At 62.7% G+C, this 21,634-nt stretch carries 20 protein-coding genes; 8 read left to right on the top strand and 12 right to left on the bottom strand.

Annotation, left to right across the window (positions count from 1 at the left end; genetic code table 11):
• Nucleotides 1-17 precede the first annotated feature (17 nt).
• Nucleotides 18-464, top strand: coding sequence for a MarR family winged helix-turn-helix transcriptional regulator (locus ACYP01_RS09955; protein WP_037132303.1), 447 nt, complete (start codon nt 18-20; stop codon nt 462-464).
• Nucleotides 465-470: 6 nt separating this feature from the next.
• Here ACYP01_RS09955 and ACYP01_RS09950 read toward each other — a convergent pair whose 3' ends face one another.
• The gene (locus ACYP01_RS09950) at nt 471-1,679 is read right to left on the bottom strand and encodes a macrolide family glycosyltransferase (RefSeq protein ID WP_459679720.1); all 1,209 of its coding nucleotides are present in this window, start codon (nt 1,677-1,679) and stop codon (nt 471-473) included.
• A 163-nt stretch (nt 1,680-1,842) separates the two neighbouring features.
• Between ACYP01_RS09950 and ACYP01_RS09945 the strand changes: the two genes are divergently transcribed.
• Nucleotides 1,843-2,133 (top strand): YiaA/YiaB family inner membrane protein, encoded by a 291-nt coding sequence (locus ACYP01_RS09945; protein WP_003945505.1) that lies wholly within the window; start codon nt 1,843-1,845, stop codon nt 2,131-2,133.
• Here ACYP01_RS09945 and ACYP01_RS09940 read toward each other — a convergent pair.
• Nucleotides 2,117-3,208 carry a sensor histidine kinase gene (locus ACYP01_RS09940; protein ID WP_054781006.1) on the bottom strand — a complete coding sequence of 364 codons (1,092 nt, stop codon included), beginning with the start codon at nt 3,206-3,208 and terminating at the stop codon, nt 2,117-2,119. The two genes, ACYP01_RS09945 and ACYP01_RS09940, sit on opposite strands and share 17 nt — an antisense overlap.
• A gap of 11 nt (nt 3,209-3,219) precedes the next feature.
• Nucleotides 3,220-3,933 carry a response regulator transcription factor gene (locus ACYP01_RS09935; RefSeq protein WP_459679717.1) on the bottom strand — a complete coding sequence of 238 codons (714 nt, stop codon included), beginning with the start codon at nt 3,931-3,933 and terminating at the stop codon, nt 3,220-3,222.
• 216 nt (nt 3,934-4,149) lie between these two features.
• Here ACYP01_RS09935 and ACYP01_RS09930 point away from each other — a divergent pair, with 216 nt between their 5' ends.
• Entirely contained in the window at nt 4,150-4,800 is a 651-nt protein-coding gene (locus tag ACYP01_RS09930; RefSeq protein ID WP_054188009.1) for a DUF305 domain-containing protein, read from the top strand.
• Nucleotides 4,801-4,912: 112 nt separating this feature from the next.
• Nucleotides 4,913-6,961: a heavy metal translocating P-type ATPase gene (locus ACYP01_RS09925; RefSeq protein ID WP_459679715.1), complete on the top strand. Its 2,049-nt coding sequence runs from the start codon at nt 4,913-4,915 to the stop codon at nt 6,959-6,961.
• An 18-nt stretch (nt 6,962-6,979) separates the two neighbouring features.
• On the opposite strand, the gene ACYP01_RS09920 is transcribed toward ACYP01_RS09925, so the two are convergent.
• From ACYP01_RS09920 to ACYP01_RS09905, 4 genes are all read right to left on the bottom strand, one after another.
• Nucleotides 6,980-7,750 carry an alpha/beta fold hydrolase gene (locus tag ACYP01_RS09920; protein WP_003945805.1) on the bottom strand — a complete coding sequence of 257 codons (771 nt, stop codon included), beginning with the start codon at nt 7,748-7,750 and terminating at the stop codon, nt 6,980-6,982.
• Nucleotides 7,751-7,892: 142 nt separating this feature from the next.
• Entirely contained in the window at nt 7,893-8,432 is a 540-nt protein-coding gene (locus ACYP01_RS09915) for a hypothetical protein (protein WP_459679713.1), read from the bottom strand.
• Nucleotides 8,433-8,482: 50 nt separating this feature from the next.
• Entirely contained in the window at nt 8,483-10,081 is a 1,599-nt protein-coding gene (locus ACYP01_RS09910; protein ID WP_459679711.1) for an ABC-F family ATP-binding cassette domain-containing protein, read from the bottom strand.
• A gap of 234 nt (nt 10,082-10,315) precedes the next feature.
• Complete coding sequence (locus ACYP01_RS09905; RefSeq protein ID WP_003945732.1) at nt 10,316-10,870, bottom strand: hypothetical protein; 555 nt, start codon at nt 10,868-10,870, stop codon at nt 10,316-10,318.
• 96 nt (nt 10,871-10,966) lie between these two features.
• On the opposite strand from ACYP01_RS09905, the gene ACYP01_RS09900 reads away from it, so the two are divergent.
• From ACYP01_RS09900 to ACYP01_RS09890, 3 genes are all read left to right on the top strand, one after another.
• Complete coding sequence (locus tag ACYP01_RS09900) at nt 10,967-12,784, top strand: penicillin-binding transpeptidase domain-containing protein (RefSeq protein ID WP_192711986.1); 1,818 nt, start codon at nt 10,967-10,969, stop codon at nt 12,782-12,784.
• A 107-nt stretch (nt 12,785-12,891) separates the two neighbouring features.
• Nucleotides 12,892-14,571 carry an NTF2-like N-terminal transpeptidase domain-containing protein gene (locus ACYP01_RS09895; protein ID WP_007734469.1) on the top strand — a complete coding sequence of 560 codons (1,680 nt, stop codon included), beginning with the start codon at nt 12,892-12,894 and terminating at the stop codon, nt 14,569-14,571.
• Nucleotides 14,572-14,601: 30 nt separating this feature from the next.
• Nucleotides 14,602-15,339 (top strand): sulfite exporter TauE/SafE family protein, encoded by a 738-nt coding sequence (locus ACYP01_RS09890; protein ID WP_459679708.1) that lies wholly within the window; start codon nt 14,602-14,604, stop codon nt 15,337-15,339.
• A 6-nt stretch (nt 15,340-15,345) separates the two neighbouring features.
• On the opposite strand, the gene ACYP01_RS09885 is transcribed toward ACYP01_RS09890, so the two are convergent.
• From ACYP01_RS09885 to ACYP01_RS09870, 4 genes are all read right to left on the bottom strand, one after another.
• The gene (locus ACYP01_RS09885) at nt 15,346-16,818 is read right to left on the bottom strand and encodes a peptide MFS transporter (protein WP_003945468.1); all 1,473 of its coding nucleotides are present in this window, start codon (nt 16,816-16,818) and stop codon (nt 15,346-15,348) included.
• A 57-nt stretch (nt 16,819-16,875) separates the two neighbouring features.
• Nucleotides 16,876-17,253 (bottom strand): DUF3054 domain-containing protein, encoded by a 378-nt coding sequence (locus ACYP01_RS09880; protein ID WP_314673962.1) that lies wholly within the window; start codon nt 17,251-17,253, stop codon nt 16,876-16,878.
• Between the two features lie 64 nt (nt 17,254-17,317).
• Nucleotides 17,318-17,866 (bottom strand): YceI family protein, encoded by a 549-nt coding sequence (locus ACYP01_RS09875; protein ID WP_003945643.1) that lies wholly within the window; start codon nt 17,864-17,866, stop codon nt 17,318-17,320.
• A gap of 78 nt (nt 17,867-17,944) precedes the next feature.
• A complete protein-coding gene (locus tag ACYP01_RS09870; protein ID WP_459679705.1) occupies nt 17,945-19,681 on the bottom strand; it encodes a 2-isopropylmalate synthase in 1,737 nt (578 codons plus the stop codon).
• 163 nt (nt 19,682-19,844) lie between these two features.
• Here ACYP01_RS09870 and ACYP01_RS09865 point away from each other — a divergent pair, with 163 nt between their 5' ends.
• Nucleotides 19,845-20,525, top strand: a complete 681-nt coding sequence (locus ACYP01_RS09865) for a FadR/GntR family transcriptional regulator (protein WP_007734477.1) — start codon at nt 19,845-19,847, stop codon at nt 20,523-20,525.
• On the opposite strand, the gene ACYP01_RS09860 is transcribed toward ACYP01_RS09865, so the two are convergent.
• The gene (locus ACYP01_RS09860) at nt 20,522-21,628 is read right to left on the bottom strand and encodes a lysylphosphatidylglycerol synthase transmembrane domain-containing protein (RefSeq protein ID WP_459679701.1); all 1,107 of its coding nucleotides are present in this window, start codon (nt 21,626-21,628) and stop codon (nt 20,522-20,524) included. The two genes, ACYP01_RS09865 and ACYP01_RS09860, sit on opposite strands and share 4 nt — an antisense overlap.
• Between the last annotated feature and the right edge of the window lie 6 nt (nt 21,629-21,634).

Raw genomic sequence — 21,634 nt, 5'->3', positions numbered from 1 at the left:
GTTTTATCGTCGTGTGCATGAACAAACAAGCGATGCAGCCACCGGCCAACCAGCCGATCGGATTCTGGACCGCGCGAGCCGGTGAAGCGATTCGCGCGCGCACGCGCGGAGCACTCGAAGCGATCGGCGTCACCCAGCCGGGGTGGTGGGTCCTGCACCAACTTTCGCTGCACCCTGAAGGGGTGGAGCGCGCTGTCCTCTTGCGGACGATCGGTCCGAACGAATCCACCGACGTGATCGATGACGCCGTCGACTCTGCCCTCGAACTGGGGTGGGCGCGCGAAGACGGGTCTGTCCTTCGCCCGACTGATGCGGGCTCCGAGCAGTTCGATCGCGCCGCGCGGGTACAGCAGATGCTGCAGGAAGAGCGGATGCAGGGAATCACCGAAGAGGAGTTTGTCACCACCATCACTGTGCTGCAGCGAACCATCAAGAACGTGGGCGGCGACGCCTGGCACTGGTAGCAGACATTATCTGGGCCCGCTGCCGGGTAGAGCGGCTTCGATCAATTCGACGGCACGGGACACACCGCCCGCCGCTGCGAGTTCTTCTGCCAACTCCGCGCTGCGTCGGCGGAACTCGTCGGCGCTCACCAGAGTCAGCGCCTCACGAAGCTCTACTGCCGTGGCGGTAGCGCTGTCGACGCGTACTGCGACACCGGCGTCGACGAGCGAGTCGGCGTTGCCGAACTGATCGACGGCTTGCGGCACTGCGATCATGGGTGTCCCGGTCACCAGTCCCTCGCTGGATCCGCCCATACCCGCGTGGGTCACGAACGCGTCGGCCTGCTGCAGAATCGCGAACTGCGGTACCCAACGGTGTATTTCGACGTTGTCGGGCAATGGTCCGAGATCTGAGATCTGCACCTGCTTTCCGATCTGGAGGACGACGTGCCAGCCGTCCATCTGGCCGAAAGCCTCGACGCAGGTGCGGTAGAAATCCGGATGATCGGTGAATGCTGAACCCAGCGAGATCAACAAGAGCTTGCGTTCGGGATCCGGGCTCACCCAAGGTTGACTGCTCGGTTCGAGTGCGGGGCCGACGAACGTGTAGACGTCGCGGTTCACGCGATCGGCGTTGGGCTGCATCGATTCTGCGATCAGCACGATTGCACGGGGTGGGCGTCCGGTGAACTCACGTGGATCGACCTCGACGCCTTCGGCGCGGAAGAACCGGGTCTCCCGATCGAGCAGGTCGACGCCTCTCGGATCGGAACGAATTTCGTCGTACATCGGTGCGGCGTCGGCTTCGTAACCGTCCCAGGCAACGTACGTCGGCGACAACTGGATGATGGGAACGCCCCACTGCTGAGCCAGTATTCGTGCCGGAATGCCGGCGATGTCGTAGAGAAAGAGGTCAGGGCGATCGTCTTCGTAGATTCGGCGTAGCTGCGGCAGCATCGACTCGTAATCGTCCTGGAAAATCGTCAACTGATCGATCAGATCCCCGTCCCAGCTCTTCTCCGGTTCGGCGCCGTCGGGAGAAGGGACGAGGCTGGGCAGCGTGGAGACGTACGGTGCGAATTCGGCCCCGGTCGCCTCGATGATCTCACGCATCGACTCGTCGTTGGCATAGGTGACGCGGTGACCGGCGGCGACGAGACGCGCGATGATCGCCAGGCTCGGATTGACGTGGCCCGGTGCCGGAATGCTCACCATGGCGATATGTCTGCGGGTCATCGATCACTCCTGCCGTCTGACTATTCTGGAACAACTCCGGATACCGGACCGAGACTATCCACCAGGATGGGTAACGGCATCTGATTTTTGCCGGGGAAGTACCGTGCGCACTCGAGTAGGACTACGCATCCGAGTGCCGGGATGGGCGAGCAGACTTCGAAGCATGAGCACACCGACAACACCCTCGAAGACCACTGCAGCCTTCTATCTTCAGGCCGGAATAGCCTTTGCCGTCAGTTTTGTCGGCACCCTCCTCGGAATTGCGTATCTTCCGATCGATGCGTGGCAACGCGGATTTCTCGGAATGTCCTTGCTGTTCTTGGTCACCAGTACGTTCACGTTGGCCAAGGTGATTCGTGATCAGCAGGAGGCATCCACAGTCAGGGTTCGAGTGGACGAGGCTCGACTCGAGAAGCTGATCGCCGAGCACGATCCGTTCAAAGCGGCAGCCTGAAACCTGTCGGCAAGGTGAGGATCAGCGTGCTGCCGAGAGGTTGCTCGTTTCGGAGCGCCGACAGATCGCCGCCGTGTGCGAGCGCGAGGCTGCGCGCAATCGTGAGCCCCAAACCGGAACCGTCGGATCGATCACCGCGATGGAAACGGTCGAAGACTGATTCGAGTTGGTCTGCGGGAATTCCGTCACCGGTGTCGGTGACGGACACCGAGAGGTGGTCACCTTCCCGTGCGAGTGTCACCCTCACCGAACCTCCGCTCGGAGTGTGCCGCAACGCGTTTTCGAGCAGATTGGCGAGGATCTGTTCGATTCGTTGGCGATCGACCTCGGCCGTGATCGGTTGCGGAGGTAGCGCGGTCGTCAATTCGACTCCACGATCGGCGAAACGTGGCGCCGCTGCTGCCGTTGCGCTGCAAACGATGTCGTCGATCTTCTCGTCTCGGCGATCGAGTTCGAGAGCGTGTTCGTCGGCCGCGGAGACGTCCGCCAGATCGCAAGAGAGCCGACGCAGTCTTTCGAGTTGATCGCGCATGACCGACCATGAAGAGTTGTCCGTGGGGAGGACGCCATCCTCGATGCCGTCCACGTACGCAGCCAAAGTCGATAGCGGAGTGCGTAATTCGTGGGCAAGATCGGCAAGCAGGCGTTTGCGGACCCGATCCGAATGATCAAGGCGTGCCGCCATGTCGGCAAAGGCAGTTTCGAGACGCGTGAAATCGGCATCTACGTCGGACCTGCCGATAGTCACGTCGAAGTTCCCGTCTGCGACGCTTTGAGCCGCCTCCGCCAGCGTTGAGATCGGGGCCGTGATGCGTCGGACGATGTAGACCGCGGCGATGCTTGCGCCCACCAGTGCGACCGCGATCCCGCACAACAGTGCAATGGTCATGGTCTGAGCGAATGCCTCTTCGGTGTGGGTACGGACATTCGAGTCTTCGATGCCGGCCATCATGAGGTGGTTGTGAAAGAGCGGGGCAGCGACGGCAATGGCGACTGCGGCGATGGCGAGGCAGGAGACGAACAGGACGACAAGCTGCGCCAGCAGCAGTTTCCCGCGTAGCCCGAGTTTCTTCATGACGACCTCGTTCATGACGACCTCAGGGAGTATCCGACGCCCCTGACGGTTCTGATGAACCGAGGATCGGTCGCGTCGTCGCCGAGTTTGCGGCGTAATGCACGGACATGGACGTCGACGATGTGTTGGTCCCCGAACCAGGGCGACCCCCACACCGAGGCGATGATGTCTGCTCGACTCCAGGCGGCGTCAGGTCGGGTAGCGAGGGCGGAGAGCAACGCGAACTCGGTGGGTGTGAGATCGACCGGGCGGTTGTCGACATGCACGGTGCGGGCGAGGACGTCGATGTCGAGACCGGGAGGCGTCGGCAGCGCTTCCGGCAGCATGCTCGACGCACGTGGCCGTCTGAGCAGTGCTTTCACTCGCGCAACCAACTCGCGGGGGCCGAAGGGTTTGACCACGTAGTCGTCAGCGCCGGCCGCCAGACCCGTCACCTTGTCCGACTCTTCACCGCGGGCGGACAGCATCAGGATGTACGCATCGGAGAAGGTACGGATTCGTCGGCAGACTTCCAGACCGTCGAAGCCCGGGAGCATCAGATCGAGCACTATCAGCGCGGGCTCGAATTCGCGCACCGAACGTACTGCGCTCGGCCCGTCGTGGGCGAGGCGCACGGTGAATCCTTCGCGTGTCAGATAGTTGGCGACAACCTTGGCGAGGGCAGTCTCGTCGTCGACGACAAGAACGCGCCCCGGTTCCTCGCCAGGTCGTAGTTCGGCGCTCATCAGACCGAGGTTAGTCGACTGCGTGTCTGCATTGCTGTCGCGTGGTGGTTTCCACTCGACTGTGAAGATTCGATGAAGGAAGCCTGTTCGAGCCGGTTATCGGGCTTCGCGGTGGATTTTCGCCGGTAACGTGGCAACTGTGCATGTGCAGCACTCTTGTCAAATCAATTGTGGTGCAGTGCATATCGAACACAATCAATTCTCGGGAGTGAAAACATGTCTTTGACGGTCAGGAAGAGCGCCGCGCGGTTCGTTCCGGTTGTGGCAGCGGCAGCACTGTTGATTGCCGGATGCTCGGACAACTCCGGGGAGAGCATCAACCATTCTTCCGAAACAACCAGTGTTGCAGCGCAGTCGGAGATTCCTGCGGGTGTCAATGCCGCCGACATCGAGTTTCTCGAAGGGATGTACCCGCATCACGCGCAGGCATTGGACATGGCCAGGATGGTCGACGGTCGAACCGACAATGCCGAACTTCTCTCTCTTGCAGCGCAGATAGAGGCAGCGCAAGGCCCGGAGATGGCTCAGATGACCGAATTGTTGACGGAGTGGGGACGCCCCGAGCCTTCGTCGAGTTCGATGGAGGGCATGGATGAGTCGGCGCACGCGGGACACGGCGTCGGGATGGCCGAGATGCCGGGAATGATGTCGGCCGACGACATGACCGCCCTCACCGATGCCAGTGGCGCGGAGTTCGACAAGTTGTGGCTGACGATGATGATCGAGCACCACAAGGGTGCCATCACCATGTCCCAGACCGAACTCGACAACGGGCTCGACCCGTCGGCGGAGAAGATGGCAGAAGCGATCATTGCCGGTCAGCAGGCGGAAATCACTCAGATGGAAGCGATGTTGAAGGGGAGTTGAACAGGAGGCCTTGGCCGCGTGACCTTGCTCGGGTGGCTACCTGGGCATACGTTCGAGGCTGATGGCTTGACCGGTGCTGTGCTGCAATCACACGCGAGGGGATGACCGCCACATGGATCACAGTCAGATGGACCATGGCCAGATGGAGCATGGGGCACACGGTGGTCACGGGGATCACGTCGCACAGTTCCGGACGTTGTTTGCAGTCATGCTGGTCATCGCGGTTCCGGTCGTTGCGGCAGACGCGATGTTCGCTGATCTGGTCGGGTACACACTGCCGGAAAACTCTCTGGTGGAATGGATCTCACCGGTACTCGGCACGGTGATGTACTTCTGGGGTGGCAAGCCGTTCCTCACCGGCGCTGTTGCCGAAATCCGTTCTCGGCAGCCGGGAATGATGCTGTTGATCGCGCTCGCGATCACCGTGGCCTTCTTCGCGTCATGGGCTGCGAGTCTGCACTGGGTGGATCACACTCTCGATTTCTGGTGGGAGCTCGCGCTTCTGATCGTGATCATGTTGTTGGGCCACTGGATCGAGATGCGTTCGCTCAGTCAGACATCGAGCGCCTTGGATTCACTTGCCGCTTTGCTGCCCGACGAGGCAGAACGGGTGGTGGGGGAATCGGTGGAAACCGTGCCCACCGCAGCTCTGGCGACCGGCGACCTGGTGATAGTTCGTCCCGGCGCCCGTGTTCCCTCGGACGGAACGGTGGTCGAGGGAAGCGCCGACATGGACGAATCCATGATCACGGGCGAGTCGAAGACCGTCCGCCGGACTGTCGGAGATCAGGTGGTGGCCGGCACGGTAGCCACCGACTCGGCACTTCGGCTTCGAGTCACCGCCGTGGGAGAAGACACCGCGCTCGCCGGTATCCGGCGCCTGGTCGAGCAAGCCCAGAACTCGTCGAGTCGCGCGCAGGTGTTGGCGGACAAGGCCGCTGCTCTGCTGTTCTGGTACGCACTCGGCGCGGCAGTGCTGACCGCGATCGCCTGGAGTATCTGGGGCACCCCGGAGAGCGCAGTCACCCGGACGATCACCGTTCTGGTGATCGCCTGCCCGCACGCGCTCGGGTTGGCGATTCCACTGGTCGTCTCGATCGCGACGGAACGGGCGGCTCGGGCTGGGATCTTGATCACCGACCGCATGGCCCTCGAGGCGATGCGTAACGTAGACACCGTTCTCTTCGACAAGACCGGCACTCTCACCAAGGGGGAGCCCGCAGTGGTCGGTGTACGCGGTGTCGACGGGTATTCCGATGACGACGTTCTCAGCGCAGCGGCTGCCGTCGAGTTCGACAGCGAACATCCACTCGGGCGCGCCGTCGTCGCGGCGGCGCGGGAGTTGTCGCTCGAATTCACTTCGGGTTCCGACTTTCAGGCGCACAACGGGATCGGGGTTGCTGCGGACGTCGCCGGTGCACGCGTCGGTGTCGGCGGACCGGGGATGCTGCGATCGGTCGGGGCCACCGCGATCCCGGGGACCGAAGAGTGGCTCAGTGACGGGTCGACCGTCCTGCATGTAGTGCGTGACGAGAAGGTAATCGGCGCATTGGCATTGGCCGACGAGATTCGCCCGGAATCAGCATTGGCCGTCGACGCCCTCCATGCTCGCGGTGTGCGGGTGGCCATGGTCACCGGAGACGCTGAGGCCGTGGCCCATTCGGTGGCTCGCAGGCTCGGGATCGACGAAGTTTTCGCCGAAGTGCTTCCGCAGGACAAGGGAGCGCAGGTATCTCGGCTTCAGGCTGCGGGCCACCGCGTGGCGATGGTCGGTGACGGGGTCAACGATGCGCCGGCACTCGCCCAGGCGGATGTGGGCATCGCGATCGGTGCCGGAACCGACGTGGCGATCGCGTCGGCGGGAGTTGTTCTGGCCAGCGATGATCCGCGTTCGGTGAGCTCGGTCATCGAGCTGTCCCGCGCCACCTACCGGAAGATGGTTCAGAACCTTTGGTGGGCAGCGGGATACAACGCGATCTCGGTTCCCCTCGCTGCGGGAGTGCTGGCGCCCGTCGGGTTCGTGCTGCCGATGGAGGTCGGAGCAATCCTGATGTCGGTATCCACTGTGGTCGTTGCCGCGAATGCCCAGTTGTTGAGGCGCTTGGACTTGCGGCAACCACCGGTGACCGCGTTGGAGTCGAGAGTGCTCACATCGCAGTAGCGAGAGGTTGAAGGCGGACTACTGTCGGCTCAGGAACGGAATGAGCGCACGCAGTACAGCATCGGAGTCTGCGACTGCGCTTGCGTGGTCAGCCCCTTCGATCACAGTCAAGGCACTGTCCGGGATCAGCGACGCGAGATGCTCGGTATCCGGCAGGCGCTCGCGATCTCTCGATCCGACGAACAACAACGCCGGTGTGGTGATCCGTTGCAGCACGGCGTCGTCGATGCCGTGCTCCTTCTCTGCGCGGCGCATGTAGGCAGCGAGCGCGAGGGCATCATTGATTCGGAAGGCAGTCGCAGTCTGAGGATCCACCGGTTTGCCGCGCCTCACGCCCCAACCGGTCAGGAATCCCTCGATACCGCCGCTTTCGAGTACGTCGATGCAACCCGGGAAGAACAATGCGTCGAACGCGCCCGTCATCGGTCGGCTGCTACCGCCCCCGACGGTCAGCGATCGCACCCGTTCGGAGTGCTCGACTGTCAGCGACATCACCGAGCGTCCGCCGAACGAGTATCCGAGGACGTGTGCCGGTTCGAACGGAGACTCCGTGTCGAGGATCTCCAGGAGATCGCCGACCACCAGATCCATTGCATACGAATCGGAGTCGTGTGGTTTGTCACTGCGTCCGTGACCCCGCATGTCGACGAGGATCAGACGATATTGCTCCTGAAGTGCCTTGACGTACCCGAAGCCACGCCAGATGGAGCGCGACAACGCTGTGCCGTGCACCATCAACAGGGGTGGGCCATCGCCCACGATCTGATAGGTGATCCGCGCACCGTCCACCGGATTTCTCACGTCGTGCAACACCCGTCCAGTATGGGTGCCAGTTGCTACGCACGTGAACTCGAGTAGTCGTCCGGACCCATTCGACGGATGGCGTGGACTCTCACGAACAGTCGGGCCGTCAACTCGGCCTCCCTCAGAGCTACCGGTCACTGCCCGGCGGGGCAGTACCCACTGTTCCAAGCAATGCATCGGTGGAGGGGTCTGCAGTGCTGACGCCTGCGGCTATGCCCCGAATCAGAGCCTCGAAATCAGCGGCGACGATGGTGACCTCCTCGAACTCCGGCTCTCCTCCACGGACAACCTGACCGTCGGGTGCGAGCGCCAAGTACTCGTACCCATTGCGCACCGACATCAGGACCGGGAGGTGAGTGGACCAGAAGGCGTTGATCGCCGCGCGCTCCGCCGGCCCGGAAGCGACCGCCAGGCTCTCGTGCCGGAACGCATTCCAGGGAAACGCCTCATCGCTGACGCCAACGCCACCGGCATAGTTCTCCGTCGAGAGAAACCACACCTGGTCGTCGGAACTGGCAAGTACGGAGAACAAACTCGCCCACACTACGAGTTGGTCACAACCGCCGACCAGTGGTTGCGGAACTGGGGCAGAGGCCGATCGAGTAGGTTCTTCGCGAACCCAACCTGCGAGCGACAGCGCGGCGGTTGCGTCGAGGTGAAGGTACATCGCCCCACGGTAGGCCAGACCGTCGAGCACCGATAGCGTCAACCGTCGGCCTACTCGGGATCGATGTCTCGAATACCAGTCTCGTCCATGCTGATCCATCGCGTTATGCCGATGCCGCGAAGGAACGGCAGATCGTGACTCACCACCACCATGGCGCCGCGAAAATCGGAAAGTGCCTGCGTGAGGTGGGCGAGACTCGGTAGGTCCAGGTTGTTGGTCGGCTCGTCGAGAAGAAGCAGCTGGGGCGCGGGCTCGGCCAGCAGGATCGTGGCTAACGCCGCACGCAATCGTTCACCGCCGGAGAGCGCGGATGCCGATACGTCGGAATCCGTTCCCCGGAAAAGGAACCGTGCCAACTGCCCGCGAATTTCCTCGGCTGTCGCGTGTGGCGCGGCCAACGCGACGTTGTCCGCCACCGAGAGGTCCTCGTCGAACACGTCGAGACGTTGGGGGAGCGCACGAGAGGCTACGAACGGAGTCGACGCGGCGAGTGCATCGAGCAACGTCGTCTTGCCGATTCCGTTGCGTCCCACTATCGCAATCCGCTCCGGCCCGGTGATCTGGAGCGATACCACTTGGCCGCTCTGCAACGTCACCTCGTCGAGCCGCGCAACCTGCCCCGGATGAACCTCTGTAGCAGGCAGATCCAGACGAATCTCGCGATCGTCTCGAAGGAGTTCCTCTGCCTCCGACAGGACAGATTTGGCCTCGTCCACCTTCCCGATATGGTTGAGGGCCAGCTTTCCCGCCGAAACTTGGGCCTGACGTTTTCGTGTCTGCGCGATGATCGGCGGCATCCGCTTGTTCTCGAACATCTTCTGTCCATAGCGCTTACGCCGGTCCAGTTTCGTTCGAGCGTCGATCAGCTCGCGGCTCTGCTTTGCCAGATCGGCCTTGGCATCGCGAACGGTGGCGAGTGCGTTTTCCTGCTCAGCGGTCACGACCTCCTGGTAGTGCGAGTAGTTGCCGCCGAACACGCGTAGATCCCCCCGACGTAGTTCGATCGTGTACTCCGCGGTGTCGAGCAGTTCCCGGTCGTGGCTGACGACCAGTACGGTTCCCGGAAACTGTTGGACTGCAGCATGAACTCGTGATCGAGCGTCGCGGTCCAGGTTGTTGGTCGGCTCGTCCAGGAGCAGTACCTGTGGATTCTTCAGCAGCGTTGCGGTCAAGCCGAGTAAGACGGTCTCTCCGCCGGAGAGGGTGCCGACAGTTCGGCTCAATGCTGCGGTATCCGGAGCCACCTTCTCGAGGCCGAGTCGATGCAAGGTGGAGAGAGCGCTCTCCTCGATATCCCAGTTGTTGTCCACGAGCGCGAAGTCGGATTCGGAGCCGTCGCCGGTTTCGATGCGGTGCAATGCGTTTCGGAGTTCGTGGATACCGAGGATGTCATCCACCCGAACGCTCGGATCGAGTGTGATGTCCTGACGGAGGTAGCCGACCTCGCCGGAAGCGGTCACGGATCCGGATTCCGGTGAGAGCTCTCCTGCGATCAATCGCAGCAGAGTCGACTTTCCCGATCCGTTGAGTCCCACGAGACCGACACGGCCACTGGGGAATACAAAATTGGTGTGGGAAAAGACTGATTCGCCGTCCGGCCAGATGAAGGTGAGATCCGAGAGCGACAGAGAAAGATGGGATTGGGTCATGAGTACTCCAGAGGGTGCTTGGACTGTGCGCCCGGCTCAGCAAGTGCTGATGGGTGCGAGTGCCTTCGCGTGATGAACCTCTAGAGGAGCAACGGCCCGTTTCCTGTTCTGTCGGGAATGATTCGTGTTCCAGGTTAGAGCACTCGAACGGTCCCGTGCAATCGAATTATTCTGTGCTGTCGGTCTCGTCGGTGTTCGGTGCTCAGATTTTCGGGCCTTCAGATTTTCGGGCCGTCAGATTTTCGGGCCTTCGGACCGAAGATCGTCGACCTTCGACATCGCTTCGCGGAGTTCGGTGAGCCATTGTTCGCTGTGCTTGCCCGCCAACCGGACTGTCCACATGAGAGCGTCCGCTCGGGAGCGAGCAACACCCGCGTCCACCAGAGTGTCGAGAACCTTGCGTTCGGGCTGACGTAGTCGTGTCATCACCGGAACTGCGAGATGTGTGAACAGGACGGTCTTTTCGTCCAGACGTACACCCCAGGCGACCTTGCGCCCGTAGCGAGCCTCGGCCTCGTCGGCGATGCGCATCCGGTCGGCGCGCGTGGTTTCGCGAAAGCGTGAGATCCTTCCGTCCGCGGCGGCCTCGCCACCGTCGACTGCGGGGAGTTCACCGATCACGACGATTTCTTCGCGGTCGACCTGGACGTCGGCCGTTCCGGTGAACCAGTCATCTGGAAGTCGACCGGCAAACCAGTCGGACGCGTCACTCGCGTCGGGAACCGACGCCTGTTGCCAACCTCCGGGACGGCCGAACCTGCGGTCGCCGGAGTTTTGTGAGTTCTTCATGGCGTTCTCCTCGGAGAGCTGGTGGAGTGTAGCGTGCGTTTATTGCACTGATTACATGATTACACCGATAATCGAACTGGCGCCACAAATTCGGGCATGATCGGAGTCGTGCGCCTTTCACACGCTCGTCAGAGCTTCCGAACTTTCCGTCGTCCCGTGGCTGCCGTGGCTCTGGGGGTATTGGCCGCAGGATCGGTAGTTGCCTGCAGTTCTGGCCCTGACCAGCCGAAATCAGTGGCAGAGGAGTTCGCCTCCGCGCTCACGTCCGATGACGTGCAAGCGGCGGCAGCCCTGACCACCGATCCGGCGGCGGCGTCGACTGCGATTTCGGCTCTGATCGACGGGCTGGGCAAGGACGAGGGAACATTCACCGTCTCCGACGCCACCGAGTCCGGTGATTCTGCGGGGACGTTCACCCTCGATGCGGCGTGGAAGTTCGGTGAAGGTCAGGACTGGAACTACTCGACGCAGGGAAACGCGTCGAAAAGCGGGGACAACTGGCTGATTCAGTGGGACCCGGCGCTGTTGGCTCCGGACCTGACCTCCTCGACGACCTTGCGCTACACACCCACCACCGGTGCTCCGCCGTCGGTGCTGGACGCGGCGGGCCAGCCGATCATGGAGCAGCAGGTGGTGACGCTGGTCAATCTCGATTCCGCCGCGGTGCCCCCGGTGGACACGGCAGCCGTGGCGGCCCTTCTCTCGCCCGTCGCACCGACGATCACGGCGGCATCGCTGAGCGGCGATCTTGCGTCGGCAAGTGGGAAGCCGGTCACCGCAATCACTTTGCGGGCCGAGGATCTTGCACCGATCGAGGAGAGGTTGGCGGCGATTCCCGGAGTGAGCTTGGCGCCGCAGGCTCGGTTGCTCTCGGTGGACAAAACTCTGGCGTCGCCGACTTTCAGTGGGTTGTCCGATCTGTGGCAGGAGGGGCAGGACAAGTCCGCGGGCTGGGCGGTACAGCAGGTGAAGCAGAACGGAACCGTCACCACCGTCGCCGGCCAAGACGGGCCGGTTGCTCCGAACATCGCGACAACGATCGACCGACCGATGCAACTCGCGGCCGAGAATGCGCTCGCCGGGGTGACACAACAGGCGGCGATCGTTGCGCTGCAGCCGTCGACCGGAGCGGTGTTGGCGGTGGCACAGAACGCCCCCGCCGACGCACAGGGCCCGATCGCTCTGACCGGCCTGTACCCACCGGGTTCGACGTTCAAGACCGTGACGACGTCCGCGGCCCTGCAAGCCGGCGTCGCTACACCGGACACCGTTCTGCCGTGCCCGGGTACCGAGAACATCGAGGGCCGTCAGATTCCCAACGACGACGAGTTCGACCTCGGATCGGTTCCGCTGCACACCGCGTTCGCGAAGTCGTGCAACACCACAATGGCGAGGATGGCCGTCGGTCTGCCCGCCGATGCTCTGCACAAAGCGGCGCTGCAGTTCGGGCTCGGCGTCGACTACGTCACCCCCGGGCTCACGACGGTGACGGGCAACGTCCCTGACGCGAACACCCCCGCCGAACGCGTCGAGTCCGCGATCGGACAGGGCACGGTGACCGCCACGCCCTTCGGGATGGCTCTCGTGGCGGCCTCGATCGCCAACGGAACGACACCCGCGCCGATGTTGGTCAAGGGACAGCCCGGCGTGGCAGATCAGACCGTTGCACCCGCTCCCGCGGAGGTGACCGAACAGTTGCGGGTGATGATGCGCGAGACCGTCACGGGCGGTACGGCGACGTCGTTGCAGGACATTCCGGGGCTTCTCGGCAAGACCGGCACGGCCGAGACCGAGGGTGGCCCGGCACATGGATGGTTTGTCGGAATCAAGGGAGACCTCGCATTTGCGGTATTCATCGCGGGTGCGGACAGCTCTTCGCCTGCAGTGCAGGTAGCGGGCACTTTTCTGCGCTGAAACCTGTTTTCCGTTGCAGTTGGATCACACCGTCGTAGCTCAACCGTGACACGTTCGTAGGCATCCCGTGCTTGTTACTCGTGTGACAGAAGTAAAGAGTTACATGCATGGGGCCCGGAGGACAGCACAACCGTCGTGGAAAATATGTCGTTGCGTCGATAACTGCTGTCGTTCTGACAGTGGCGCTCGCGTCGTGTGTCATCGGTGGGGAGAAGAAATCCGACGCCGCCTCGGTGGTGGAGGACTTCGTCACCGCCCTCAACAACCACGACGCCGAAGCTGCCGCGGCGCTCACGTCGTACCCCAACGCGGCGCGGCCGTCGATCCAGCAGATGTTCGACGGACTGGCCGCCAAGTCCACCGACTTCGACGTCGCTCAGGTCATGGATCTGGGTAGCGACTCCGGACTCTTCACACTCGACGCGTCCTGGAACTTCGGCGAAGGCAAGGACTGGAGCTACCAGTCGCAGGGTGAGGTTCGTGATCTGTCGGTCGGCTGGCGTGTGTCCTGGGACCCGTCGGTCCTCGTCCCCGACCTCGGCAACGGTCGCACCGTTTCGTACACCCGCACGGACGCAGCGCCGCCGAAGGTAGTCGACAGCACCGGCACCCTGCTCATGAACGAGCAGACCATCAACGCGATCACTCTCGACCCGGCCACCATGCCGGACCCCGTCGACACCACTCGTCGCCTCGCCACGGTGCTCGAACCTGTCGCACCGTTGGTAACTTCGGAGTCGATGTTGGCCGACCTCGCCGCAAACCCCGGCAAGCCCGTCACCGCCGTACTGCTCCGCGATCCCGACTACGCCTACCTGGAAAGCGATTTTGCGATCCCCGGTGTCGTCGTGGTCAAGACACCCAAGCTGATCGCCTCCGACCGTCGCATCAACTCGCCGTTGCTGGACCCACTGCGGACCGTGTGGCAGGCCAATCGCGACGCCACCGCCGGCTGGGCGGTCAATCTGGTCGAGCCCAACGGATTCCCGATCAAGCAAGCCGGCTTCCAAGGACCTCCCGGCCCCGACGTCGCCGCGACCCTCGACTCGCACGCTCAACTCGCCGCGATCGAAGCTGTCGTCAGTGCAGGTACTCCTGCGGCCATCGTCGCGATCCGCCCGTCGGACGGCGCCATTCTGGCTGCCGCACAGAACAATCAGGCCATCGAACAGGGCCCGATCGCCTTCACCGGGTTGCGCCCGGCCGGCGGCGCCCTCGATCTGGTCCGTCTCGCATCGTCGATGCAGAACGGCGTCGACCCCGGCGCCGTGTCACCCGAGCAGTTGGCCGACACCGGGCAGCAACTCGGACTCGGCAACGGCTTCCACATTCAGGGACTCGAACAGCAGACAGCAGTGCTTGCCGCGAACCGCCCCGGCGTGGACCAGGCGATGAACAACGTCATGGCCAACAAGACGTCCAACGACGCGAGCGCACCGACGGTAACTCCGTTCGGAATGGCGATGCTCGCGGCATCGATTGCCCGCGGCAGTGCCCCGATGCCGATGATGGTCTTCGGACAACCGGCTACCGCCGACGTCACGCCGACGGCGTTGCCCGGCGACGTCAACAATCGTCTGCGTGACGCCATGCGAGGCGCCGGCGGACTGGCTGGGTACCCGGACATGATGGCGGCCGGTGCAGCGAGCGGTGACGATCGCTGGTTCTACGGATCACGCGGAGACTTCGCGTTCGCGGTGTTCGTCGCAGACGCCGACGGCGGCGATCGAGCAATGCAGATGACGGACAAGCTCTTCCAGGAACTCGGCAAGCCTGCCGACAAGTAGTACCGGGCACCGCGAGTAGATTCCTGGTTCGTGAACCTGCTCGATTTCCTTTTCCTCGTCGTAGCGGGATTCTTCAGCGGTCTAGTCGGTTTTGTCACCGGTCTTGCATCGATCGTTTCGTATCCGGCGCTGCTGAGCGTCGGGCTCTCACCGGTCAGCGCGAACATGACCAATACCGTCGCGTTGGTGGCCGTCGGTGTCGGAGCGTTGGCGAACTTGTCCCGTGAAGTTGCCGATACCGGTCCGAAACTTGTTCGCTGGTCTCTCTATTCGGCGGCCGGTGGCATCATCGGTGCCCTCATACTGTGGCTGGCACCGGAAGGTTCGTTCGAATCCGTTGTGCCGGCGATGGTCGTGTTCGCCTCGCTCGCGCTGCTGCTGCAACCGAAGATTCGTGAGTTGTCCGGCGGCGGTGACCGCCCCGGAATCTACTCCGCAGCACTGTTCGCCGTCGCGGTATACGGCGGCTATTTCGGTGCCGGTGCCGGCGTCATCTTCCTGGCTGCGACGCTCATCCTCACTTCCGAAACGGTGTGGCGTGCAACGATCCTGAAGAGTTTCTTTCTCGGCATTGCCAATCTTGTGGCTGCACTCATCTTCGCCTTCTCCGGACAGGTGCATTGGGTGGCCGCGTTGGCGATGGCGCTCGGCGCGTTGGCCGGAGGTTGGTGTGGCCCGCCCGTCGTCAAGAAAATCCCGCCATCGGTACTGCGTGTGGCAGTAGCGATAGCGGGATTCGTGTTGGCTCTGTGGTTGTGGGTGAAGTGAGCCCGTCTACTTCACGCCCTGCATCAGCTTCTTGATCCACGGCGAGGCAAGAGCAAGAATCACTCCGATTCCGATCGACGAGAAACCGATGATCAGGAAGAACGGGCGACTGTCGTCGATGTCGAAGTAACCGGCCAAGGTTCCCGCCATCGAAGAACCCAATGCAACGGACAAGAAGAACAACGCCACCATCTGAGTGTGGAAATGCTCGGGCGCGAGTTTGGTTGCAAGGGAAAGGCCGACGGGGGACAGGAAGAGTTCGGCGAAGGTGAAGAGCAGAAGCACACCGGCAAGGCCGAGGAGCGGTGCACTGTTCGGTCCGCCCCCGGTGATCGGGATGAACGCCAGGAACGCCAGACCCATCGTGCCGGTACCGAGCGCGAACTTGATCGGCGACGACGGCTGACGGTCACCGAGTTTGGTCCACATCGCTGCGAACACACCGGCAAAGATGATGATGAACACCGGATTGATCGACTGCACCCACGTCGGCGGGAAGTCCCAACCGAAGAGATTGCGGTCCAGGAGCTTGTCTGAGATCACCGGCACGGTGGTGAACTGCTGCTGAAACAGCGACCAGAAGGCCGCGCTCGCGATGAACATCGGGATGAACGCAAAGACTCGACTGCGTTCGACCTTGGTGACCTTCTTGCTGGTGAGCATGAGGAGGAAGTAACCGACCGACGCGACGATCGTGAGTCCGACAACGACGTCGGACATGTTGTCCGCCGTGATCAAGCCGGTGACGGAGGCGACCGCGACGACGACGATCGCGGCAATGCCGATCCCGATGTAGAGTGCGCGCTTGTCCGCGGGCAACGGGTTGCCAGGTTCGGCACCGATTCCGTGAAGATGCTTGCGGCCCAGCGTGTACTGGATCAGGCCGAGCGCCATGCCGACGGCAGCGAGAGCAAAACCGGCGTGGAATCCCCAGGCGTCCTGGACGGCTCCGGTGAGCAGCGGACCGACAAGACCGCCGATGTTGATGCCCATGTAGAAGATGGAGAATCCGGCGTCGCGGCGAACATCCTGTTCGGAATAGAGATCTCCGACCAGAGAGGTCGCATTGGCCTTCAAGCCGCCGCTGCCGAAGGCGACCATGACGAGGCCGACGCCGACACCCCACATGCCGGGAAGAACCGACAGTGCGATGTGGCCGGCCATCACCAGCGAAGCACTGTAGAAGAGCGTGCGCTCGGAGCCGAGCAGTCGGTCGGCCACCCACGCCCCGAGAATCGTCGACAGGTAGACGGTGCCGCCGTACGCGCCGACGATGCTGGTCGCTGCCGCCTGGCTGATGCCGAGGCCGCCGTCGCTGACGCTGTAGTACAGGTAATAGATGAGGATGCCTTGCATCCCGTAGAAGGAGAACCTCTCCCACATTTCGACGCCGAACAGGTTCGCCAGCGCAAAGGGTTGGCCGAAGAACCCCCGGTCTTCCTTCTCGCTACGTTCGACGGGCTCCGTAGTGTTGCTCATCCGAAAAGTGTCCTACGTGCTCGGGCATTTCGGGTGGTTCCGAGCCGTGGAGTTTGGTTACGACTTGGTGCGGATTTTCACTACCAGCGGAGCGAGTGCGCGCCAACCGAGAAGGAACGCGCCGAGGACCAGCGTCGCGACGACGATGAAGCTGAACTGGGTGCCCTGGCCACTCAACACTCGCAGGATCATCCCGATGGCGACGGCGCCGAGCCAAACGACAACGCCGGTGGGAACAAGGAGAACGGCGTTGAACTTGTCGCGGTAGAGCGCGAACGTGGCAGCCCATCCGATCACCAGGCCGGTCAGGAAGGGCCAGGATGTCTTCGCCAGACCGGCGAGCGCATTGGCTTCTTCGTGGGTACGGCGCCCTATCGCGCAGAAGATTATGACAAGAATGGCGTCGATCAGCAGGAATGGTGCGTACTTCTTCACGCTCACACCATACGACTGTGCGCCTTTATTAACCGCGGGCGGTTAATAAAGGCGCACAGTGCTGTTAGGCCTGGAGGCCGGCTTCGATCTCGAGGGTGATCGTGATCTTGTCGCCGACAACTGCTCCGCCGCCTTCGAGGGGCATCTCGATGGAGATGTCGAAGTCCTTGCGGTTGATGACGGTGGTGGCTTCGAATCCGGCGACGGGGCCCTGGCCCATGCCCGGGTTGACGCCGTTGAACTCGAGGTTCAGCTCGACCTCGCGGGTGACGCCGTGGAGCGTGAAGTCGCCGGCGAGGACGAAGTCGCTGCCCTTGGATCGCACTGCGGTGGACTTGAAGGTGGCTTTCGGGAACTTCTCGACGTCGAAGAAGTCAGCGGACTTGATGTGGCCGTCGCGCTGCTCGTTCTTGGTGTTGATGGAGTCCACGGAAATCTCGGCCTCGACGGCGGGGGTTCCGTCTTCGGCAACGGTGATCGTTCCGGAGAACTCGTCGAACGTTCCACGAACCTTGGAAACCATGAGGTGGCGAACCGAGAATCCGACAGTGGAGTGGACGGTGTCGATGACCCAGGTTCCGGCGGTCAAAGCGGGCAAGGTTGCGGTGGTCATGGAAGCTCCTGAATAAGTAGTTGAATGTTCAAGTTCTTGTAGCTTCAACTATGGACCCCAGGAAATCCTTCCGCAAGATCATGTGAGCTGCATCACAGTGTTTGCGCTTGCGGCGTAGACCGCGTGAAGCGCCGACGCTGTCACCGACTGATGCACCGCAATGCCCCAGCGCCCTTCGGCGTTCACCACGCACTCTGCAATGGTGACTGCCGAATTCGCACTCCCGGAAGAATTCGGGTTGCGGGGCAGTGAATGCTGGGTGAGCGAGACGACCTCGACGGCTGAGCCCTGTTCGGTCAGGATTTTGCTCAATGCCTCGACTGGCCCGGACGCACTGGCCGCGGCGGTGACCTCGCGCCCGTCGCGATCGATGGCAACGAACAACTGATCACCGTCGGCGGTGTGTTCCAGTGAGTACCGACGCACTCCTCCGTTGTACCCGTACTCGCGCAACAGCAGTTTCCACAGTTGGTCGGCAGTCATTTCGGTGCCCGAGTCGTCGGTTTCGAGCTGCACCCGCGAGGCGAAGTCGATCTGCAGGCGCCGGGGGAGTTCGACCCCGTACTCGGTCTGCAGCAGATATGCGATTCCGCCCTTGCCCGACTGGCTGTTCACACGAATGACCGCCTGGTAGTCGCGGCCGACGTCGGCGGGGTCGATCGGCAGGTAGGGGACCGCCCACGGCGCCGATCCCGGATCGACGCCGGCAGCCTCCGCGCTCTCGTAGTGATGCGCGAAGCCCTTCTTGATCGCGTCCTGGTGGGTTCCGGAAAATGCCGTGTACACGAGATCGCCGCCGTACGGGTGGCGTTCGTGGACGGGAATTCTGTTGCAGTACTCCACCGTTCGACGGATCTTGTCGATGTCGGAGAAGTCGATTTCCGGATCGACGCCCTGTGCATGCAGATTCAGCCCCAGTGTGACCAGGTCGACGTTGCCCGTCCGCTCGCCGTTGCCGAACAGGCATCCCTCGACGCGCTGCGCGCCGGCCAGCACTGCCAGTTCGGCGCACGCAACGCCGGTGCCGCGGTCGTTGTGCGGGTGGACCGAGAGGATCACCGAATCGCGTCGGGCCAGATTCTGGTGCATGTATTCGATCTGATCGGCATAGATGTTGGGGGTGGCGATTTCGACTGTGGCAGGCAGGTTGTGGATGACCGGGCGATCGGGACTGGCGTCCCAGAGTTCGGTGAGACTGTTGCAGACCTGCAGGATGTAGTCGGGTTCGGTGAGGTTGAAGACCTCGGGTGAGAACTCGAATCGCCAGCCGTCGTGGCCTTCGCCGCCACGAGCAACGTCTTGCGCGGCGCGGAAAATCATGTCGTGCAGCTCTTCTCGCTCCTTGCCGAGAACGACGTTTCTCCACGTCGGCGCAGTCGCCGTGTACATGTGGACGACCGCGTCAGGCAGCCCCTCGATCGATTGATACGTTCGTTCGATCAAATCCGTACGCGCGGCAGTGAATACGACGATAGTGACGTCGTCGGGAACGAGATCGAAGCGCACCAGGTCGCGAACGAAATCGAAATCGGTCTGACTCGCGGAGGGGTAGCCGACCTCGATTTCCTTGTAGCCGATTGCCGCCATCAGTTCGAACATTCGGCGCTTGCGTTCGGGGTCCATCGGTTCTGCGAGGGCTTGGTTGCCGTCACGCAGATCGACGGGCACCCACAGGGGCGCCGCGGTGGTGCGATTGGACGGCCACGTCCGCTCGAAAGTTGGAATGTCGACGCGATCCCACGCGGCGCTATAGCGCTCGGACGGCATGGGTGACGGCTTCTGGTTGTTCCAGCGGTTGGCGCGGGTAGTACTCATCTTCGGTTTCTCCTGCGGTCGAGTCGAGAGACCGGCATGGCGAAACCCCGCGGAGGGGTGCCGGTCTTTCAGGCCCCGCCGCGGCAGTCGAGAAGGAGTGCTCCTGTAGCCATGCGGGCTACACTAGAACGAAATCACTTATCAGACAACCTGAGGAGTTCGCGTGTCCCCGATCGTCGAGCGTCGGCTGCTCACCGACCAGGCCGCGGAGTTGCTACGCGCGCGGATCGTGAGCGGTGAATGGGAAGTCGGCGCCAAACTTCCAGGTGAAACCACTCTTGCTGCGCAGTTGGGTATCGGGCGGTCCACTATCAGGGAAGCAGTGCGGACTCTCGCGGGCCTCGGCATGCTCGAATCGCGGCAGGGCGCCGGGGTCTTCCTACGGAGTACGACGCCTCCGGATCAGTGGCCCCGAGTGCTCGAAGCCGAGGCGATCCTTCACGTCGTCGAGGTGCGAAACGCGGTCGAGATCGAAGCAGCTCGCCTCGCTGCGCAGCGGCGCGATGCCGTTGACGTCGCGGCTCTGCGGCAAGCGCTCGACGGTAGAACTGCCGCAGCCCACTCTGGTGACGCAGCGTTCGTCGACGCCGACATCGCCGTCCACCGAGCAGTGGTGGACGCGGCACACAATCCCGTGCTGTCGGAACTCTTCGAGACCTTTGTACCGCGTCTGCGGGCTGCGTTGATCGAGTTGATCGCGGTTCTGGACCTGCATCCCCACAGCCAGCCCGATGCGGACGAGCATCGAATGTTGGTGGACGCCATCGAAGCCGGCGACGCGGAGGCAGCCGTACGGATCAGTCGGGCACACCTCGACGACATGGCAGCAGCGTTGCGACGCTAGACGCCGGGTTGTTCTCGGCGTTCGAACTCGAGGTCCATCTCGAGGTCTTCGTGGTGGGTTGCACGGAAAGTGATCAAGAAGACGATCCAACCGACGACAGCGACCATGACGAGGCTGACCATCCGATACACGAACACCGACGCGATTGCCTGCGCTCCGCCGGCCCCTGCGATCGTCAGCGCGGTGACCAGAGCAGCGTCGACGTAACCCAGCCCGCCGGGAACCAGCGGAATGCTGCCGACTGCTTTTGCGGCGGCGAACGCGATCAGGAGCCCAGCAAAAGAGGGCTCCGCGCCAACAGCCCAACATGCGAAACCCAAACAAGCGACATCGGCGACACGATGGATGGCCGACCACCCGAATGCGATGACCGAGTCGGTGCGGCTGAGCTCGACCGTATCCAGTTGCTTCAGGATCTCGGACCAGCGTCGCATCCCGTGGCCGAGCGGATTCTTGCGAATTCGGTTGTAGCGGGCTAGGACTCGATGCCCGATTCGCTCGATACTGCCGGGATTCTGGGCTATGTATCGCAACGCCAGGAACAGTGCCGCCATGCCGATGATCGAGATCGTGAGCGTTATGGGGCTGACCTTGGTGCCGAAGGCAAACGCGCCCGCGGCACCCAACAGCGCCAAAGTCGCCGCAGCGATCACTCCACACACCGCCAACTGCCAAGACGCGACTACCGGCGTCGCCCCCCACTTCCGAGTCTGCTTGTAGGTGAATGCGGTCGAGAAGACCTGGCCGGCTGGCAACGTCAGCGCCATCGCGGTGCTGGCGTAGATGACCGAGAGGTTCTTGAGGTGACCGGCAATCACACCGGCGGCATTGAGAAGACGTTGCTGAACGGACGCGTATCCGCTGAGCGAAATGAGTTGCGCCGCGACGCACGCGGCCACCCAACCCCAATGGATTTCGGTCAAGGCTTGCCAGGACTCACTGAGCTTGGACCACAGAATTGCACCTTCGACGATCAGAAGAGCGATCAGAGCCACCCCGAGCAGCCACTTCAGCCACCAGAAGCGCCCTGTGGACCGACTGGTCTCGGCCACGGGCGAGCGTGGTCGTCTCAGTCGCCGTGGGGTGTTTCCAGGCTGAGCCATCGACTC

The sequence above is a fragment of the Rhodococcus sp. no. 34 genome, from assembly GCF_054589475.1.
This window is presented reverse-complemented; position numbering and strand designations above follow the sequence as displayed.

Excerpts from the sequence above, each read along its gene's own strand:
- ACYP01_RS09955 (WP_037132303.1), top strand. The coding sequence starts at position 18 with ATGAACAAACAAGCGATGCAGCCACCGGCCAACCAGCCGATCGGATTC.
- ACYP01_RS09950 (WP_459679720.1), bottom strand. The coding sequence starts at position 1,679 with ATGACCCGCAGACATATCGCCATGGTGAGCATTCCGGCACCGGGCCAC.
- ACYP01_RS09945 (WP_003945505.1), top strand. The coding sequence starts at position 1,843 with ATGAGCACACCGACAACACCCTCGAAGACCACTGCAGCCTTCTATCTT.
- ACYP01_RS09940 (WP_054781006.1), bottom strand. The coding sequence starts at position 3,208 with ATGAAGAAACTCGGGCTACGCGGGAAACTGCTGCTGGCGCAGCTTGTC.
- ACYP01_RS09935 (WP_459679717.1), bottom strand. The coding sequence starts at position 3,933 with ATGAGCGCCGAACTACGACCTGGCGAGGAACCGGGGCGCGTTCTTGTC.
- ACYP01_RS09930 (WP_054188009.1), top strand. The coding sequence starts at position 4,150 with ATGTCTTTGACGGTCAGGAAGAGCGCCGCGCGGTTCGTTCCGGTTGTG.
- ACYP01_RS09925 (WP_459679715.1), top strand. The coding sequence starts at position 4,913 with ATGGATCACAGTCAGATGGACCATGGCCAGATGGAGCATGGGGCACAC.
- ACYP01_RS09915 (WP_459679713.1), bottom strand. The coding sequence starts at position 8,432 with ATGTACCTTCACCTCGACGCAACCGCCGCGCTGTCGCTCGCAGGTTGG.
- ACYP01_RS09910 (WP_459679711.1), bottom strand. The coding sequence starts at position 10,081 with ATGACCCAATCCCATCTTTCTCTGTCGCTCTCGGATCTCACCTTCATC.
- ACYP01_RS09905 (WP_003945732.1), bottom strand. The coding sequence starts at position 10,870 with ATGAAGAACTCACAAAACTCCGGCGACCGCAGGTTCGGCCGTCCCGGA.
- ACYP01_RS09900 (WP_192711986.1), top strand. The coding sequence starts at position 10,967 with ATGATCGGAGTCGTGCGCCTTTCACACGCTCGTCAGAGCTTCCGAACT.
- ACYP01_RS09895 (WP_007734469.1), top strand. The coding sequence starts at position 12,892 with ATGGGGCCCGGAGGACAGCACAACCGTCGTGGAAAATATGTCGTTGCG.
- ACYP01_RS09885 (WP_003945468.1), bottom strand. The coding sequence starts at position 16,818 with ATGAGCAACACTACGGAGCCCGTCGAACGTAGCGAGAAGGAAGACCGG.
- ACYP01_RS09875 (WP_003945643.1), bottom strand. The coding sequence starts at position 17,866 with ATGACCACCGCAACCTTGCCCGCTTTGACCGCCGGAACCTGGGTCATC.
- ACYP01_RS09870 (WP_459679705.1), bottom strand. The coding sequence starts at position 19,681 with ATGAGTACTACCCGCGCCAACCGCTGGAACAACCAGAAGCCGTCACCC.
- ACYP01_RS09860 (WP_459679701.1), bottom strand. The coding sequence starts at position 21,628 with ATGGCTCAGCCTGGAAACACCCCACGGCGACTGAGACGACCACGCTCG.